The sequence below is a fragment of the Brumimicrobium mesophilum genome (assembly GCF_003025005.1).
GTDB lineage: Bacteria > Bacteroidota > Bacteroidia > Flavobacteriales_D > Crocinitomicaceae > Brumimicrobium > Brumimicrobium mesophilum.
On record NZ_PVSS01000008.1, the window covers coordinates 151286 to 169865 of the forward strand.

The 18580-nt window shown below is 33.4% G+C and carries 12 protein-coding genes; 7 read left to right on the forward strand and 5 right to left on the reverse strand.

Features of this window, described 5'->3' with window-relative positions; all coding sequences use genetic code 11:
- Positions 1-210 precede the first annotated feature (210 nt).
- A complete protein-coding gene (locus C6368_RS10060) occupies positions 211-2373 on the reverse strand; it encodes a PKD domain-containing protein (protein ID WP_107039074.1) in 2163 nt (720 codons plus the stop codon).
- A 192-nt stretch (positions 2374-2565) separates the two neighbouring features.
- Here C6368_RS10060 and C6368_RS10065 point away from each other — a divergent pair, with 192 nt between their 5' ends.
- Genes C6368_RS10065 through C6368_RS10075 form a run of 3 tightly spaced genes read left to right on the forward strand, consistent with a single transcriptional unit; the run spans position 2566 to position 7075 of the window.
- Complete coding sequence (locus C6368_RS10065) at positions 2566-4005, forward strand: SGNH/GDSL hydrolase family protein (RefSeq protein ID WP_107039075.1); 1440 nt, start codon at positions 2566-2568, stop codon at positions 4003-4005.
- On the forward strand, positions 3992-5410 hold the full coding sequence (locus C6368_RS10070; protein ID WP_107039076.1) for a GDSL-type esterase/lipase family protein: 1419 nt from the start codon (positions 3992-3994) through the stop codon (positions 5408-5410). Before C6368_RS10065 ends, C6368_RS10070 begins: the two co-directional genes overlap by 14 nt.
- Positions 5411-7075 (forward strand): MBOAT family O-acyltransferase, encoded by a 1665-nt coding sequence (locus tag C6368_RS10075; protein WP_107039077.1) that lies wholly within the window; start codon positions 5411-5413, stop codon positions 7073-7075.
- A 378-nt stretch (positions 7076-7453) separates the two neighbouring features.
- Here the strand turns inward: C6368_RS10075 and C6368_RS10080 are convergent, their stop codons facing one another.
- The 3 genes from C6368_RS10080 to bcp all read right to left on the reverse strand — a co-directional run bounded on the left by C6368_RS10080 (position 7454) and on the right by bcp (position 10019).
- Positions 7454-8254 (reverse strand): NAD(P)-binding domain-containing protein, encoded by an 801-nt coding sequence (locus tag C6368_RS10080; RefSeq protein WP_107039078.1) that lies wholly within the window; start codon positions 8252-8254, stop codon positions 7454-7456.
- A gap of 126 nt (positions 8255-8380) precedes the next feature.
- A complete protein-coding gene (gene recA / locus C6368_RS10085; protein WP_107039079.1) occupies positions 8381-9418 on the reverse strand; it encodes a recombinase RecA in 1038 nt (345 codons plus the stop codon).
- A gap of 133 nt (positions 9419-9551) precedes the next feature.
- Complete coding sequence (bcp, locus tag C6368_RS10090; protein WP_107039080.1) at positions 9552-10019, reverse strand: thioredoxin-dependent thiol peroxidase; 468 nt, start codon at positions 10017-10019, stop codon at positions 9552-9554.
- 373 nt (positions 10020-10392) lie between these two features.
- On the opposite strand from bcp, the gene C6368_RS10095 reads away from it, so the two are divergent.
- The 4 genes from C6368_RS10095 (at position 10393) to C6368_RS10110 (ending at position 15465) form a co-directional block, all read left to right on the forward strand.
- Positions 10393-10935: a hypothetical protein gene (locus tag C6368_RS10095; RefSeq protein ID WP_107039081.1), complete on the forward strand. Its 543-nt coding sequence runs from the start codon at positions 10393-10395 to the stop codon at positions 10933-10935.
- Positions 10936-11208: 273 nt separating this feature from the next.
- Positions 11209-11580: a hypothetical protein gene (locus C6368_RS10100; protein WP_107039082.1), complete on the forward strand. Its 372-nt coding sequence runs from the start codon at positions 11209-11211 to the stop codon at positions 11578-11580.
- Between the two features lie 2 nt (positions 11581-11582).
- The gene (locus C6368_RS10105) at positions 11583-14312 is read left to right on the forward strand and encodes a T9SS type B sorting domain-containing protein (protein WP_107039083.1); all 2730 of its coding nucleotides are present in this window, start codon (positions 11583-11585) and stop codon (positions 14310-14312) included.
- A gap of 493 nt (positions 14313-14805) precedes the next feature.
- Positions 14806-15465: a hypothetical protein gene (locus C6368_RS10110; protein WP_107039084.1), complete on the forward strand. Its 660-nt coding sequence runs from the start codon at positions 14806-14808 to the stop codon at positions 15463-15465.
- A 211-nt stretch (positions 15466-15676) separates the two neighbouring features.
- On the opposite strand, the gene C6368_RS10115 is transcribed toward C6368_RS10110, so the two are convergent.
- On the reverse strand, positions 15677-18580 hold the full coding sequence (locus tag C6368_RS10115; RefSeq protein ID WP_107039085.1) for an AAA family ATPase: 2904 nt from the start codon (positions 18578-18580) through the stop codon (positions 15677-15679).

Genomic DNA, 18580 nt, shown 5'->3' on the forward strand with positions numbered 1-18580 from the left:
TGATGCTGCGCGTCAGGTTTTTTATCCCCTTTTTTCATCCAAAACACACACTTGAGATGTCATCCTTTGATCGATATAAATTACAGATTTATATTGATTGAAGGATCTTGTTGGAGAGCGAAGCCTATATAGACTAATAGAGTTTTCTTTTTTTGTGCTTTTGAATACATATCGCAGCGATGTTGTTTTTGGAGTAACCAAACTTTCCAACTACCTCAACAAACTAAAATGTCCTTGATGTTCGTGGAAAATTTGACGGTGATTCCTGTATTTAATTCTCCAAACATAAACTCCATCAGGTGCCATTTTACCTTGAAAAGTTCCATCCCAGCCTTCTTTAGTATTGTCTGTTTCAAAAATTTTATTCCCCCAACGGTTATAAATTTCAAATTGGTAATTGGTTACGTCCAATATAATTGGTAAGAAAATCCCATTGTATGAATCATTATCAGGAGTGAATGCAGTAGGGACATACATAGTAGTTTGAGGCTCTACATAAACTTGGTTGTGGGCAGTATCTTTACAACCAAACTCATTAGTTACTACTTGATATATATGATGATAACCTCCTTCAATATACTGATAACTTAAATTTCTTTTTGTAGTATCAACCGTGGGTGTAAGTTGATAAAAATGCTGTTCACTGTCTATACTTTGATCACTAATAAAAAATTCCGTTTCAAATACATTTGTTACAGGTGGTGTAACTGTAAAATCAGCAATAGGCCGAGGAAAAACTTGAATTAGTTTATGCTTTGTTAAGTCCAAAGTATCAATACAACCTTCAGTTGTCATCATGATTAACGATACATCATAATAGCCTGGATTTTCATAAATATGGATTGGGTTTGCTTGGGTTGAAGTTGAACCATCCCCAAAATCCCATAAATAAACCATATCAGAAGTTGTAATACAGCTATCTAAAAATTGAACTTCACCGGGAGCACAAAAAAGCTTAGGTTCAAATCCAAAATTAATTATTGGTTGAGCATGTACTTCTATTGTATCCACATAAGTTCCCACACAAGAATTCCAATTTACCGTGTAGGTAACAGGGTAAACACCTGGAACGGCATAAACTACTCCAACAACATCCTCGGTTGTACTTTGATTAGGCGTTGCGTCAATTCCAAAATCCCATTCAAAAGTTGCCCCAACATCATAATCTCCTTCTCCTACAAAATCGAAAGAATTCCCATCGACGCATTGATCTTTGGGAGGTTCAAAACTCACATTTATACCATCGAAAACAGTAAAAGTTTGAACTGAAGAGTCAGAACAAGGCCAACCTGGATTCAAATATAAGGTCACATCATAAGTTCCATCTGATGGAAAAGTATATGTTGGCTCAAATTGTGTGCTATTGGCATTAGGATCACTTGGTACACCGAAATCCCACAAATAATTTGTACCTCCGTAACTATTGTTTTCAAATTCAATAGTCAAACCTCCACACTCGCCAACGTATGTGGATAAATCCACTTGTGCTACTATCTCTGCAGCTGCGGAAATATCACAATTAAACACAGTAAATAAGAAATCTCTTTTTGTACTACCGATCAAAACTCCGTTTCTGTATTCTTTTACACAAACACCAACAACAAATTTCCCAATCAAATCGGGAGCAGCAATTAATTGTCCCGTATTTTGGTCAATTGATATTGGTCCGTTAGCCCCAAAAGGTGTAGTTTCAGTAAAACCATTTTCCCAAACGACATTGGAATATGGAGGTAAATTAGGTGGATTAGGTGCTGGATTAGCACTAGAACCACCATGTAGAGGAGTACACAGTTCATATTCTAAAACATCTCCATCAGGGTCAGTTGCACTGTGGTCAAAATTCAAAATGTCATTATTACATAATAAAAGTGGAGGATAATTCTGAAAACGAGGACTACTATTACAAATAACCCCACTTGATGAGCCCGGCACTTCCGAAGTGAGTGTTAAACCTTCAGCAGCCGGAGACATTAAATTAATTATTCCAGGACCACGACAACATCTTTCATAGGCCAAAATGTAGCCATCTGGCGTTGAAGGTAGTGATATTACCTTTTGATAAACAGCTTCTTGAACACAAATGTCTGTTGGAGGTGTTACGCATGGATTGCTAAAAATAACGGGAAGATTAACACTTCCGGGAAAACCAACAGATTCCGTTCGAATTCGCGCATTTGTTGCTTTATTGAAAATACCTAAATATAATGGCGTGTCAAAATCGGCCCCATTACTATTGCAATCGCGATAAACCTTAATGGTAACGCGGTATTGATCATTACCTAAACAATCATAATACATCTCACCTCCAACTATGTGCGAAGCATTAAGTTGAAAGCCAACAATAAGTAATATGATTACAAGTAGGTGTTTCATTGCATCTAAATTACATAAAATCAGATTAATCACCTATTCTGAAATTAATAAAAATATAGAGGTCTAAGAATGCCGATTAATAAAGAGTTACAAGAAATAAATCAAATTTAATTTAAATAATCAGTAGAAAATTTTTGAAAATTAAATAAGCGTTCAGTTCAATAAACAACTTCTTGACTACATTTGTATGCGATGCAAAAAGAGATTAAACCTTTTCATATTGTCTTGTTTATTTTAGTATGCCTAATTATTTTGGGGATAGTCACTTTTGCAGTTCCTTCAGGCAGAAAAGATTTTTTTGGTTATGAATTCCGCTTTTTGTCTCAATCCAAACTTTTAAAGAATGAAAAGCGAAATGAAGTCAATGTAGATTCACTTTTTGTAGATGTTGACACATCAATGGTTGATTTAAAGGAAGATTCATTAGGCAATGTGAAAAACTACAAAATTACTGATGAAGATTTGTTGGCTTATTCTGAAAATGGAAAAGAAAAATTCACAGCTTTCTTTAAACAGTTGAATTCTATTGGAACAGGTAAAATTAGAATTTTGCATTACGGAGATTCACAAATTGAAGGTGATCGAGTTACCGCATTTTTGAGGCAAAGATTACAAACTCAATTTGGTGGTAATGGTCCCGGATTCATTCCCGCTGTTAATGTTTACGAAACGATAACTTACACACAAACTGTTTCAGATAATTTCCAACGATTTACAAACTTCGGAGGAGAAAAGTTGTCCAATAAAAGATATGGAATCATGAATTCTGTTGGGAGATTTACCCCTGAATTTGGAGATTCTGTAAATCGCGACAGTCTGGAAATTGTTAGCGCTTGGATGGAAGTTGAACCAGGAAGATTGGGTTACAGCAAAGCAAAAAGTTATCAAAGTATCACTTTACATTATTCCGATGCTTTTGCTAAATGTGAGGTGAAAATTTATGACAATGATGTATTGGTAAAAACAGATTCCTTGATTCCAGATGGAAAATACCATAAGTTGAAATACACTTTCCCTGGTCAAGTTGGAAAAATAAAGTTTGAATATTCTGCTAAAATGAGTCCAAATGTGTTGGGTTATACTTTAGATGGAATTAGCGGTTTACAGGTTGACAATATCGCCATGAGAGGATCAAGTGGTACTTTTTTTGGGAAAATTGACAACAGTTTGGCAAAGCAAATTTATGACGATCAAAATGTAGAATTATTCATCATGCAATATGGAGGGAATGCGGTTCCTTACATTAAGGATTCTACGGATGTTTCTCAAGTAGTAGGTTATTTTAAAGGACAATTAAACGTGATAAAACGATTAAGACCAAACGCAATGATTATTGTGATTGGCCCTAGCGACATGTCAACGCTTATTGAAGAAGAGTACAGAACTTATCCTTTGCTTCCGTTTTATGTTGACGAACTTCGTAAAATGACCAAAGAAATTGGTGGAGCATATTTTGATATGTACGCCGCAATGGGAGGAGAAGATGCAATGGCTGCTTGGGTTGAAAACGGTTTAGCAAGTCAAGACCATGTGCATTTCACCTTGAAAGGAGCAAGTATTTCAACACAAAAGTTTTATGATGCCTTCATGACATCTTATAATAAATTATCCAAAATCAATGATTCAAAATAAAATTAGATTATCTGTTACGTTTGTATTTTTAATGTTCAATTTATTTGGACAAGAGCCCGATTTAGTTGAAAATGACTCTTTATCCATGTCGGAAAAGCTTGATTCAATCACTCAATCATTATTGAGCAAAGACAGCGATTCATTGAATGGTTATTTGAATGATGATTTATTCGGAATTATCGACACTTCTGTTCAAAACCAATATCCTTTCATACAATTTGATAAAAACAACTATCAGTTTTATACCAAAGAAAGTCCGACGTTTGAAAAGTTGTTTTTTGAACTTCAACAAATGGTAAAAACGAAGAAAGGAAAGTTAAATTTTTATCATATTGGAGGGTCGCATATTCAAGCAGATATTTATACTAATGATATGCGCGAATACTTATTAAATTATTGGGATGATTTACCTGGAGAAAGGGCTTTTGTTTTTCCTTTTAAAATGGCAAGAACAAATAATCCATGGAATTATGCTTTTACATCAAATAATGAATGGAAAGGTTATAGATCTGTAATTCACAGGCCGGATTCTGTTCATTATGGATTGCTAGGAGCCGCAATTGCTTGTACAGATTCAAAAATTGATTTGTCATTTAGATACAAAGGAGATAATGAAAACTCTCCGATTGATCACATTCGCGTTTATCATAACAAGGGGGAAATGCCTTATGAAATTAAATACAATTCAGTTAAAAATCCGATAATTCGTCAGTTTACGAATGAACTACTTGGGTTTACAGATACTTATTTCAAAAAGGAATTTACCACTTTTGATGTTGAGTTTATCAAAATTGCTGATAGTTTGTTGTCTGATTCGGTAAGAAATGAAGCGCTTTATATTTATGGATTTCAACTCATGAATAATCATCCTGGAATTTCATATACGGCAATTGGAATTAACGGTGCTGGATTATATACTTATTTAGAAAATGAGAATTTTACGGAACAATTATCTCAAGCTCCACCAGATTTTTTCGCTTTTTCTGTAGGAACAAATGATGCCAATGTCCCTTATGATGATTTTGATCCCCAAGTTTATAAAAAGAACCTGGAAGCAATGATGAAAAAAGTATTGCTTGCAAATCCCGATTGTGCGATTCTTTTGACTGTGCCCAATGACTCCTATTACAAAAGAAGGTATTTGAATAAAAATATTGATAGAGAAAGAACTGTAATTATTGAGCTAGCTAAAAAATATGAGATTCCTGTTTGGGATTTATATGGAATTATGGGTGAATTGGGTTCGTCAAAAACTTGGTCAACCAACAAATTAATGAAATCCGATTTAGTTCATTTTTCGGTAGGTGGTTATCACCTTAAAGGCGATTTATTTTTTGAAGCCTTTTTGAAATGGATAGAGCAAATGGAGAATAAACCTCCGGTAACAATTTTAAATAAAAACTAAATGCAACGCCTGCTGGACGTTTTTTCTTTGAATCCTGTGGATTTAACCTTTTCAAGGTTAGATTTCTGGTTGTTCTTTTTGGTGGTAATGATTTTCTTTTCATTCCTTCACAAGAACAAGCTTGTTCGAAGTATTTATCTCACAGCAATTAGTTTATTCTTTTACTATAAAACGTCTGGACTTTCTGTTTTTATTCTAGTTTTTGCTTTGGCCTCAAATTATAGTTTTGGTCATTTGATAGCCGCTCAAACCAAACAATCTTCAAGGAAATTTATTTTGGCTATTGGCGTAATCTTGAATGTATTTGTATTGGCTTATTTCAAATACGCTTATTTCTTTACCACTTCATTCAACGACTTTTTCCATACGAATTACGAGGTTTTCAACATGATTTCCTATTTTAAAAATGGATTTAGTTCTTATGGTGCAAACGATATTTTTGGGCGATTACTTCTTCCAGCGGGAGTTTCATTCTTTACTTTTAGCTCAATCGGGTATATCGTTGATGTTTACCGAAAAGAAGTTCCACCAATTAAAAACGTTTTTCATTATTCATTCTTTATTTCTTTTTTCCCGCATTTAATTTTAGGCCCAATTGTGAGAGCAAAAGAGTTTGTTCCACAAATCAGTAAACCTTATTCATTAAATAAAGAAGAATTTGGGTGGGCCATATTTCAAATACTAAAAGGGATATTCAAGAAGTTGGTTCTTGCAGATTATATCGCTGTTCATTTTATTGACAAAATTGTTGATTCACCAGAATCTTACCCCGGATTTGTGAGTTTAGTAGCCATTTTTGCATATTCTTTACAAATTTATGGAGACTTTTCTGGTTATACCGATATGGCCACTGGAGTAGCCAGATTGATGGGATTCAAATTAATGAAGAACTTCAATTCGCCCTATAAATCCTTGAACACAGCCGAGTTTTGGAGAAGATGGCATATTTCACTTGGTAAATGGTGGAAAAGCTATTTATATATTCCGCTAGGAGGAAACAGAACAGGTGGATTAGCATCAATAACAACGATTTCTATTATATTTTTATTCCTGTTTTTCTTCACGAAATGGTTTTGGTTATTGTATGTTTTGCTGGCTTTTATCGCAATTTACTTTACCATTCTGTGGCTATTTCCACATGCTAAAAAGATCATTTATCGCGACATGAACTTGTTGATTACTATGGTTGTGGGAGGACTTTGGCATAATCCAAACCAAAACTATCTGATTTGGGGAGCGCTCAATGGATTAGGTTTGGTGTTTTATAATCATTGGAAGAAAATTTCACCTTATGAAAATTCAAATCATTGGTTAGTTCGGATTTGGAAAATATTCTCCACATTTACATTTATGACCATCGCTAGAATCTGGTTTAGGGTGGAGGGAAAATCCGAACCTTTCGATTATTTCAACCACATGGTTTCTAAATTTCAATGGAATATGGACGCCTTCCTCTTGATGTGTACTACTTTCTCAATTCCATTGATTATTTTGGTTTTAGGATTGATTCTTCATTGGCTTCCAGAAAGAAGTGAAACATGGTTAGAAGATCGATTCTCTAAAACACCTTTTGCAATACAAATTGTAGCGAGTTGTGTGTTTGTGATTGGAATTTATCAATTGGTTGCGGATACCTCGAAGCATTTTGTGTACTTCTATTTTTAGTTTTTTGAATATGCACTTCTATTTATTTCTTAAGTAATGGAATGTATGTTAGACTATAATTAACTTGCGATTAACCTTTAAACTGTTGTTAATGAACGCCTCCCCCTTCGGAGGGGGATTAAGGGGGAGGACTGTTTAAATTTGATGAATTTATTAAAATTTCATATGAAAGGAAGCATATTTGAGAATACCTTACAAAACCATTTTTGTTGTCAATCCATTATTAATATCTGACTTGGAAACTTTAGTTAAACTATTTGATCCTCTCCCTAGTTCCCTCTCCAAAGAGGGATGTGCGCACTAACCTCTCTTTACTGATATAATAGACAAGCGTTTTTCTTAATAACGTCTTTACTGATTTTCGAAACCTTATATAAATTATCTTTTCATAGGAAAATCAAAAGGATCCTTATGCTGATATTCATACCTAAATTTCTCCGTTATCTTACTTCCATCAATAATTTTATAATCTTTATTTTTCTCATCGAAAGTAGGCGGTTCAATATTCAATTTTTTCGCTGCGAAGGTGTAATATTCCTCTTTTGACGGATGCATTTCAGCAGATCCATTGAAAATTTTACCCCAGATTGAATTCTCGATAATATGTTCTATAATTCCCATACAATCTTCTTGGTGAATTAAGTTTACCGGTTCCTCACCACCAGAAATTGTTCTTCCTGTCATGTATTTTGCAGGATTTCTATCTCCACCAACCAATCCTGAAAATCGAACAATAGTCAACCTGTCTTTTGCAAAGTCTTCCAACGCTTTTTCAGCATTAATGATGTATGCCGAATTCCTTCGGGTTCCTTCGAGTTCAGCTTCTTCAGTGACTTCTTGATTATTATTCGCATAAACAGAAGTTGAACTAATGAAAACTATTTTCGCTGTTGGTTTCAATTGCTTCACAATTTTCATCATAAAATTGCCATATTCTTCCTTCAAATTTGACGGTGGAATATTCAACAAAATATAGTCTAACTCAGAAAGCCATTTTATTTCCTCATTGGTCTTTTCGCTATCCAAAATATGTCCAACAATTCCTTCTTTCTCCAACTTCTCAATTTTGTCTTTTGAAGTTGTTGATCCTTGAACAGTTTTTTGTTCTTGAATCCATTTTTTCGCCATTGGAAGACCTAACCAACCACAACCTACTACCCCGTATATTTTTTCACTCATGTTTTTCTATAATAGTTTAAAGAGCTAACTTATGAATTATCCATTTAATTTCAAGTAGTATTTCTAACTTAACGTAAACAAAAAAGGTGTGGATTGCTCCACACCTCTCACATAAACGATATGCAATTACGCTTGTGCCTTTTGAGCATCAAGAGCTTCTTTAATTTTTTGTTCTAACTCAATCATCATCTCATCGTTATCTGCAATGATTTGTTTTACTGCATCTCGTCCTTGTCCTAAACGTGTTTCTCCGTATGAGAACCAAGAACCACTTTTCTTTATGATGTCTAAATCGACACCAATATCTAGGATTTCTCCAACTTTAGAAATTCCTTTACCATACATGATGTCAAACTCTGCTTTTCTAAATGGAGGAGCTACTTTATTTTTAACAATTTTCACTTTTGTACGGTTACCAATTACTTCGTCCCCATCTTTAATTTGACTTGAACGACGAATATCAACACGTACAGAAGAATAAAATTTCAATGCGTTACCTCCCGTAGTTGTTTCTGGATTTCCGAACATTACACCAATTTTATCTCTTAATTGGTTAATGAAAATACAACAAGTTCCAGTTTTGTGGATAGATCCAGTCAATTTACGCAATGCTTTAGACATTAAACGTGCTTGAAGTCCCATCTGACTGTCTCCCATTTCTCCTTCGATCTCTGCCTTTGGTGTAAGTGCAGCTACTGAATCGACAATTAATAAATCGATAGCACCTGAACGAATCAAGTTATCCGCAATTTCTAATGCTTGCTCTCCATTGTCTGGTTGAGAGATAATTAGATTATCTGTATCAACTCCTAAACTCTTCGCGTAAAATTGATCAAAGGCATGCTCTGCATCAATAAATGCAGCAATACCACCTGCTTTTTGAACTTCAGCAATAGCATGAATTGTCAATGTTGTTTTCCCTGATGACTCAGGACCATATATTTCAATTACACGACCTTTTGGATAACCACCAACACCAAGTGCAATATCTAATGTAACAGATCCAGATGAAATTGATTCTACATCAACTACAGCGCTATCTCCTAATTTCATTACAGACCCTTTCCCGTAGGTTTTGTCCATTTTGTCCATCGTAAGTTGAAGCGCTTTTAGCTTGTCTTCGTTTACTTTTGATTTTTCTTTTGTTTTCTTAACTTCTGCCATATCGTTTATTTTTAGCAAATTTAGGTGTGCAGAACGTAATCTTTTTACGTCCTGATAAAATTGTTATGATTTGGTTGGTTTCTATTCTTTTTTATCAATTATATTATCCTGATTATCAAGACCTACTACTTATTTACTCAGCTTCAAAACTTTTTAATATTTCTTCCGCGTGCGCCTTAGTTTTGGGCTTTTTAATCACATCATGAATTTTTCCTTCTTCGTTAATTAAAAAAGTAGTTCTGTGTAATCCATCGTATTCTTTTCCCATGAATTTTTTCGGCCCCCAAATTCCATAAGCATTTATAACTTCATGCTCGGTATCTGCAATTAAAGGAAACGGCAAATCATATTTGTCAATGAATTTTTGGTGACGTGCTTCAGCATCTGGACTCACTCCTAAAATAACAACATCCTCTTTACCTAGTGCGGAATAGTTGTCTCTCAAATTACACGCTTGATTTGTACATCCTGGTGTCATGTCTTTCGGGTAGAAATATAAAGCTACTTTCCTTCCTTTATAATCAGAAAGTGAAATCTCTTTTCCGTTTTGGTCCTTCGCTGTAAATGTTGGAGCTGTATCTCCTTTTTGTAAATTCGTCATTTTGATATTATTTTAAACATTCTATTGACAATATTATAATCAAAAGTAACAACTTTATTTTAATTATCATCAATTTTCGAAATTATTTTCTTTTTAAAAAACACAACAATTGATGTTATGTTTATATATAAGTTAATGAAATAATTGAAGTGTAAAAAGTTAAATTGCAATTATTTTTATTTTCTTGTAAAGAAAGAAACTTTTACCTAGTAGGTATTTAAGAATTTAAATTATGAAACAAATTCTTAAAAGAATAAAATCATTATTCCAGTGGATTTTTAATACACTGGGAAATTTAGGGAGTGCGATGTCATCTTGGTGGTAGATAATGATAAGTACCTTAAAAATTTATTTTCACAATTAAACTTTAATTATGAAATCAATTCTTCAGTACCATTTTATGATTCTATTTATTGTTTCACTTGCTTTCCTTTCTTGTGATTCCTCAATTAATAAAAATGAAAACAGTTCAGGTAAATTTGAAGATAACTCTATTCATCAAAATATAGATACCTTAGAGAACGCTGATAACCTTACCAATGATTTTAAAGTAGTCTTAATAGACTCAATAGATCGTCGAATACAAAGAGTATTTGTAGTAATTGATTCTATTAATATTGAAGTTATGCAAAATGCAATTTGTGACATTTTTGGAAATTACCAATTAACAGAAAGGTCTAATATATCATTCTTCACAGATGAAAAGTACGCTAACTATAAAGACGAAGTGTTTTTTATTATTGATGACGATCCATTTAAAGACGAAAACAATTATTTACCAATTGAAGAGTATGAAAACTGGCGAAATGAATATTATCTGGCCGAATATGATTTGAAATCAAAAGAATTAGTGCTTTTTCCTGCGAATGGAGAGAAAAAAAAGGATTTCGGGATTGTTGAATGTGAAAATAAGTAAACCATTGATTAAAATGAGTTTAGGTAGTTAAACTTATCTTGATGTATTCTTTTACTTTACCCTTCTCTAAAGGACTTCACACTTCAAAATAAATAATTTAACTAAAAAATAGTACTCTATTTTATAGCCAGGCGGTTCTGAAAAAGAAATTCTATTCTTCCAAAAAGTACTTTTTAGAGATTGAAATAAATTTCAATCTTAATCAATAAAATCTTACATTTACACGAATGCAACCTTAGCTATGCTATCACGTCTTATAAAAAAAAACCAGTTATGTTAAAAACGATTATGATTTGTTTTCTGTTCTCTTTAACCTTCATAGGCTACTCACAAGAAAACCACGACTCCCGATTATTAGAAAAATATTCGGCTGAAGAACTTACTAACCTTCAAAATACCGATCCTGAAGAATACAAAATTCTTAATCATGCATTAGAAGTTGGAATTTCTATAGGTGAAATACCAACTGAAAAGGGTAAAGACCTTGTTTTCGACGGAGAAATCGATAAAGACCCAAATTTACAACATACTTATATTAGTTTGGGGTTAGAACTAATTGATGGTCGATACCAATACTACAAATTCAAAGGAACCAATAAAATGGTTATTGTACGTCCTAAAAATTTAATCACTCAAATTAAATAAGTATGAAAACATTATATAGTTTATTCACATTTTTATTGTTCTCTACTCTAGTTTATGGACAATTAAGCATTACAGACCCTGATTATTTACAAACTAACCCTTTGAATTGTGCAAATTACAATGTACTCACTGCAAACTTTGTAGATGATGGTGGTGCTGCAGATTATTCTCCAAATAGTAACGAAACTTTCACTGTTTGTCCAGACTTGACAGCTGGTGGACTAAAAATTATAGGATCATTTGGAAATGCAACAGGATTAACTTGGAATGTTCATAGTAGTGATACACTCTATGTTTATGACGGACCAGACGCGAACTCTCCTTTGCTTGGGGCTTACAATAGTTCGAATGCTCCAACAGGTTTTTCTCATACTGCTTCTTGGGCAAATACTTCTGGTTGTTTGACTTTTGTTTTTGTTTCTGATGGGAGTAATCAAGGAACGGGTTGGGACGCAAATATAAGATGTATTTCTCCTTCTCAAGATATTGAAATGCATATGGAAGCTTTTGTGAACACTTCAACTACAAACAACATGTTTCCTTTAGATACTGGATATGTTGATATTTGTCAAGGTGATTCCGTTCTATTAGTTGCTAAACCAATTTTCCCTTATTCTTTTGAAAATACTGGTAGTGGTTATTCTCAAACACTTACAAATATTGATTACTTGTGGAATTTTAGCGATGGCCAAGTTGGTCCAAATAATGATAGTATTTGGTATGTTCCAAATGGTCAAAACGGAATTTTCGTTAGTTTAAACATAACTGATACTTATCCTCATAATACCTCAATGAGCGCTAAAATTAGAATTAGTACAACACCTTTATTTTCCGCCACAGGACCAATTGAAGACAGTGTTTGTTTTAATCAAGTTACTAATCTTTTAGGAGGTATAATCCCTGGCGATACTGTAGGTGTGGATGTACCACTCGGTAGTTTTCAATTAGGAGGAACATTTGCAGGATTAACCTTCTTACCTGATGGGAATGGAGCTGTTTATACTACTTCTATTAACATGTCTGACTTTGATCCTGGCTCTACAGTTACTTCTGCATCAGATATTGTAAGTATATGTGTAAATATGGAGCATAGTTATTTAGGTGATTTAGAAATGTGGTTAGAATGTCCAAATGGAACCGAAGTTGCTATTTTTAATGGCTATAATCCAGGACATATTCCTGGTGGATTTGGTGGGGGAGGTACTTTTCTGGGTGAACCTGATGATAATTTCCCAATTACCGGGTTACCTGGGAATGGTTATGAATATTGCTTTTCTTCAATAAACAACACTTTTGGAGATTTTGCAGCTGAATGGAATACAAATACAATCCCTACTCCTCCTACTGCTCCAACTGTAGGAAACACCATGAATCCAAATGGTATTTATGAACCAGAAGGCTCTTTGGCTGACTTTATTGGCTGTCCTTTAAATGGAGATTGGACACTTAACGTTCAAGATAATATTGGTTCTGATGATGGATATATATTTGAATGGGGTATCTTCTTTGATCCTTCACTTTATCCAAATAATGAATTTTATCAAAATACAATTACTGATGCCTTTTGGTCTCCTGATCCAACAATTACCTCTAATCCCAATAACGACACTTTGATAACAGTTGAACCACCTGGAATAGGAGATTATGATTATACTTTTAATGTTGTTGATAATTTCGGATGTTCTTACGACACAACCGTAGTTCTACATGTTTTAGATACTATTATTAACGTTAACACCTTTGGCAAAGATTTATTATGTGCTGATGATAGTGTTGCTATTTGGGCTCAAGCTACAGGAACTGTTTCTCCTTTTTCTTACCAATGGGCTGATGGCCAATCATCAGACACTGCTTATTATGCTGCGGTTAACAACGAATCTATTGATTATTATGTAACTGTTACCGACGCATGTGGAATTTCTGTTAAAGATACGGCAACTATAACTTTGAATCAAACCCTAGCAATAGACACAATGATTCAAACTCCTGCAGATTGTGGCATGGAAAACGGAACCCTTTCAGGAATGGGAAGTGGATTCACAGGAACCCCACAATTCAGATGGACAGGACCCGGTTCAGGAAATACAGATTTCACAACCGCATCTGTATGGGGGAATAAACCTTCTGGATGGTACTACTTCACTATTAAAGACGATGTTTGTAATGTTCTCGATAGTATTTTCTTAGAACAAAAAGACCCTCCAGTTGCAGACTTTACTCCTACTCCAAACCAAGGTGCTGCACCTCTTGATGTTACTTTTATCAACAACTCAGATCCTGGAACTACCTATGTTTGGGACTTTGGAAATGGAACAGGAAACACAGTGAATGACATGAGTGACCAATATGCAACTTATGTAAATGAAGGAGTGTACACCGTGACATTAGAAATTACTGAAGGTGCATGTTCTGATATTACTAGCAAAACGATAACTGTTTTCTTTCCTATGTCTTATGATCTTCCGAACGTTTTTACACCAAATGGAGATGGACAAAATGATGTCTTTACAATCAATGCTCAATATGCAACTGAAGTTGAAGTAGTTATTGTAAATAGATGGGGTAATTTGGTTTATGAAAGCTCTGATCTTAACTTTGCATGGAATGGAAATGTAGGTAACGATGGTGCTGAATGTACAGATGGAACTTATTTCTACACGTTGAAAATTAAAGGTAGCAGTACAGACCTCATTGAAGAACACGGGTTCGTTCAATTGGTTAGAGATAAATAACAATTAAGATTCGAAGACTGATAAATATTATAACGAGGAGCTGATTTAGTTCCTCGTTTTTTTTTGAATAAAAAACAACTAATTGTCAACTCTAAAACTCCAAAATGATTTCGAGATAATATTCAAAATGGCGCTCTATTCTACATCCCTCTTTGGAGAGGGACCGAGGGAGAGGATTATATTTAATGACTAATAGAACCTAGTAGTTTTTGCTCTGAATGGCAACAAAATTTGAGAAGTTGGTAACATAGATAGAGAGAACGAGTGAGTTATTCGTCTTCTAAAAGTAATATCTCTTTTAAACGTTCGAATACCTATTCATCATTCTTAGTAAACCATTCTATAATATCGTCAAATATTTTTTACATAAAATTTTATTAATAAATAATTATTGTTTACCTTAAAGTGAACTAAAACTATATTCTTATGAAGAATTAACAATTTGGAAAAATATGAAGTTAAAAGATTAATTATAAGGTAAAAACCATACACTATGAAAACATTAATATATATTGCCACAATTATATTTCTATCAACTATAGCTTTTGGCTGCAGAGATAAAGATAAGGAATACACTATCGAAGGTAGATTGATGCTCGATTGTGAAACTCCAGCGTCCAACGTTTCTGGCATTTCAATGAAGCAAAATGTCTCATTAGGTATAAAAAAGGGAATGATTATTTATTTCGAAACAGATGAAGATGGTTATTTTGAAGTAAAGTATCTCGGAGGAGATGGAACAAATTCAGATTTTAAGATTCTGAAAAACGGTGAAATACTGAGAGATATTCCTGTCTTCCAAGATATTGATTTGGGAAATGTGTATTTTAGTTTACCTAGGTTTGATTTCGTTGTTAAACTCGAAGTTGAGAATGCATACTCTAATTTAGACACTTTGTTTTATCAAGATTGCAATTATCCGCAGAATGGTGCTGATTTTTGGATGAAAAAAATTGCTGGCCCATTCGAAAGTATAATCATAGACACAATGTGGAATTGTAAAATGATGAGTAGTTATTCTTACGGAAAAGAACCATTAATGGAAGTCAGTTATTACATTAATGATTATCAAACCAATAGTCAAAAAACGAACTTTCAGTTATCCGATTTATGTTCGAATAAATTATATGAAGCTACTATCAATTTAGATTAACATATTACTTAACAAAAGATACAACGAGGAGCTAATTTAGCTCCTCGTTTTTTTTTCATCAGTTGACCAAAGAACAAGGCCTCAGAAGGAAAAATTTGAACTTTTTAATCTGCCCAAAACCTATCTCTAAAATTTCTCCCTTAGGAGAATGAGCCTAACCAAAGTCCAACTTCAAACTATATACTCAAAACTATATAATCTATACTCCGTACTACTTTTCCCATTCAACTACATTTGCTCCAAGTCCTTCAAAAATATCTCGTGTATGCGCATGACATGTAAAATACAACACTTGTCTATCAGCTGCGAAATCTATGAGAATTTTAGCCAAATTTTCTGTTCTTACAGTATCAAAATTCACCATAATATCATCAAAAGCAACGGGTAACGGTTCAGCATTTTTTTCGTATTCTGCAATTAATCCCAAGCGTAAAGCCAATAACAATTGTTCTCTTGTTCCTCTGCTTAATTCTTGAACGGTTTTACTATTTCCAGCAGCATCAATAATACTCACATGTTTTTCGCTAAGCGAAATGCGTATATCTTCATAAGCGTTATTAGTAATCGAACGGAAATAATCCCGGGTTTGGGTAATCACTTCTGGTTGACGTTCCTTCTCGTATTTCTGCTTACTTTGATTCAAAACTTCCAACGCTAATCTTGTTGTCAACCATTCTTTGGTTTCTTCTTTTAATTGCGCTTGCAAACTTTCCTTTTCGTTTTGAAGTCCATACATTTCATCTACTTCCAAAATGTGTCGAATGTCAGCTTCAATTCCAGCTAAATCCTTGTTCAATTCATCATATTTTGTTTTAGCCAATTCATAATCAACTGATGTTTCTTCTTTTTTTGTATTTAACTCTGAAGGCGAGAATCTAGATAACTTCAAGATGGTTTCTTTCAATAAGTTTTCTCCACATAAGGTTTGAATTGTAGCAGCAGAATTTTCTAATTTTTCTTTCTCTTCTTGAAGACTATTTTGAAGTTTAAAATGATAATAAAGCGCTGATTCATTTTCTACATTTAATGATTTAAAAATTGCATCAATTTCTTCATTTAGTTTTTTTACATTTTCTTGTTTTAAATCCTTTTTAATTGAAAAACTACTGATTTCATTTAAAAAACGTTCTCTTTTCGAATTTATCAACTCATTCTCTTCCATTTTAGAGATGATTGTATAGACAAAAGAAGTGTCTAATGCTGAATTTTCTGGAGCTACTTCATTTAGCTTATCCTCGAAAGAAGTAATTAAGTAATCAATATTCTGGATGGATTTCCGAGCTTCAATTTCATTCGAATTTTGTCTTTTTATTTCCTCAACATTACTTATGAAATCATTAATTCGAGAAGGAACAATGGAGGAAGGCAATTGATTGTTTTCGAGTAATGACTGCCATTCGCTTTCCAGCGCCGAAAATTGATTAGTCAGCCTATTTAATTCTATTTCTATTTTTTGAAATTCATTAGACTTAAATTTTAATTGATTGTTGACTTCCTCCTTAGCTTCTTTCCATTGATCAAATTCTTGAATCGATGTATTTATAACATCTAACTCCCTATTGATATCGTTTAGATTCTGATTTGGAATTCCAGAAAAAGAAGTGTCTCTATTTTGAAAAAGAACAGCAATTAAACCAATCAATGCAATTCCAATAACGATACCTCCAGAAATGAAATCAATGAAAATTAATCCAATTCCAACTAACAAGAATACAATTGATAAAATCAAAGGAAATTTACTTGTTGTTTTGTATGGAAGACTTCTATTTTCTAATGCAGATTTGAATGCCGTATCTAACTCTATTCTTCTATGATTGGCTTTAGTTCTTTGCTCATCACTTTGAATGATTAAATTCTTTGTTTCTGGAATCAAACTTTCATGGCGTATTTCCAATGCAGAAAGTTCATCCGAAATACGTTCTTTTGATGCTTTTTTAGTGTCAATTAATCGATCTAATTTTAATTGACCCTCCCCTATTTGAATCGCTTTAGTTTGTAATTCAAAAGTTCCTTTTAATTCTAATAAATTCGTCTTACTCAAATTGACACCTAAGCGTTTTAAAATAGTTTCAATTTGCGAATGAGCATTAAATAATTTCTCGTTTTCTTGACTTCTTTTCGCTTTTGCGTCCTCATAAAGCTTCACGTTAGTTTTTAAATAGTCAAGTAAATTAGCTTTTTTAGAAAGATCTGAATTCCATTTTAACTCGTTTAAATCCTTTTCTATTTGTGTTAATTGTTGTTGAATTTTTTCTAATTCTTCACGCTCAGCATTCAACTTAAACTTAAGTGATTCATATTCTTCTAAAACTTTGGAAGAATAAATTTGAATTCTTCCAATCTCTGAAATTTGTGTTTGTGCTGACTTATATTTTATGTATTCAGGATAAGCTTTTGATAAATCGGAATATTCATTTTTATCTTTACCTAACTTTGAACGCTTTTCATTCAACAACGTTAAATCAGTTTCTAGCTTCTCTTTTTGCTCTGAAAGTCTGTTGTATTCTCCCAGTTTGTTTCGTAATTTATTAATCGCTTCTTCTTTTTCTACGATATCATTGGACAATTTAGGCAGTACTTGAACGGAGCCCCTGGCTTTGAAATAAGCAGATGAATGATCGATAAGGTTTTTCTCAAACCCACCAAAATCAACTCCGGAAAGCCCCATTCCCATGCTGAAAATTCTGTCTTCCATTCCTGACTCGCCCAATTGTTCAACGCTAGTAAGTTCATCAATCGTTATGGCATAAATATTCTTAAATAAATCGATAGACGCATTTCCTATTAATTTATGATACAACTTTTCATCCTCAAATTTCTCACCTTTATATTCTAAAAGAAAATCTTTTGCATTTCCGTGTCGATAAACAGAAAGCGATTCTCTTAAACTATTATTTAGCCAAATTCTTCCGCTGTGAGTTCCACCTAAAAGTGGCTTTCTTCGCTCTGCATGTGACCTCGGATATTCAAATAATGTAAAACGAATAAAATCTAAAAGTGTAGATTTTCCAGCTTCATTATTTCCATAAATTACATTGATTCCTTTCTTAAAATTTTGGATAGAGTGGTCATGAAAAATACCAAATCCGTCTATATGAATTTTGTCTATTTTCAT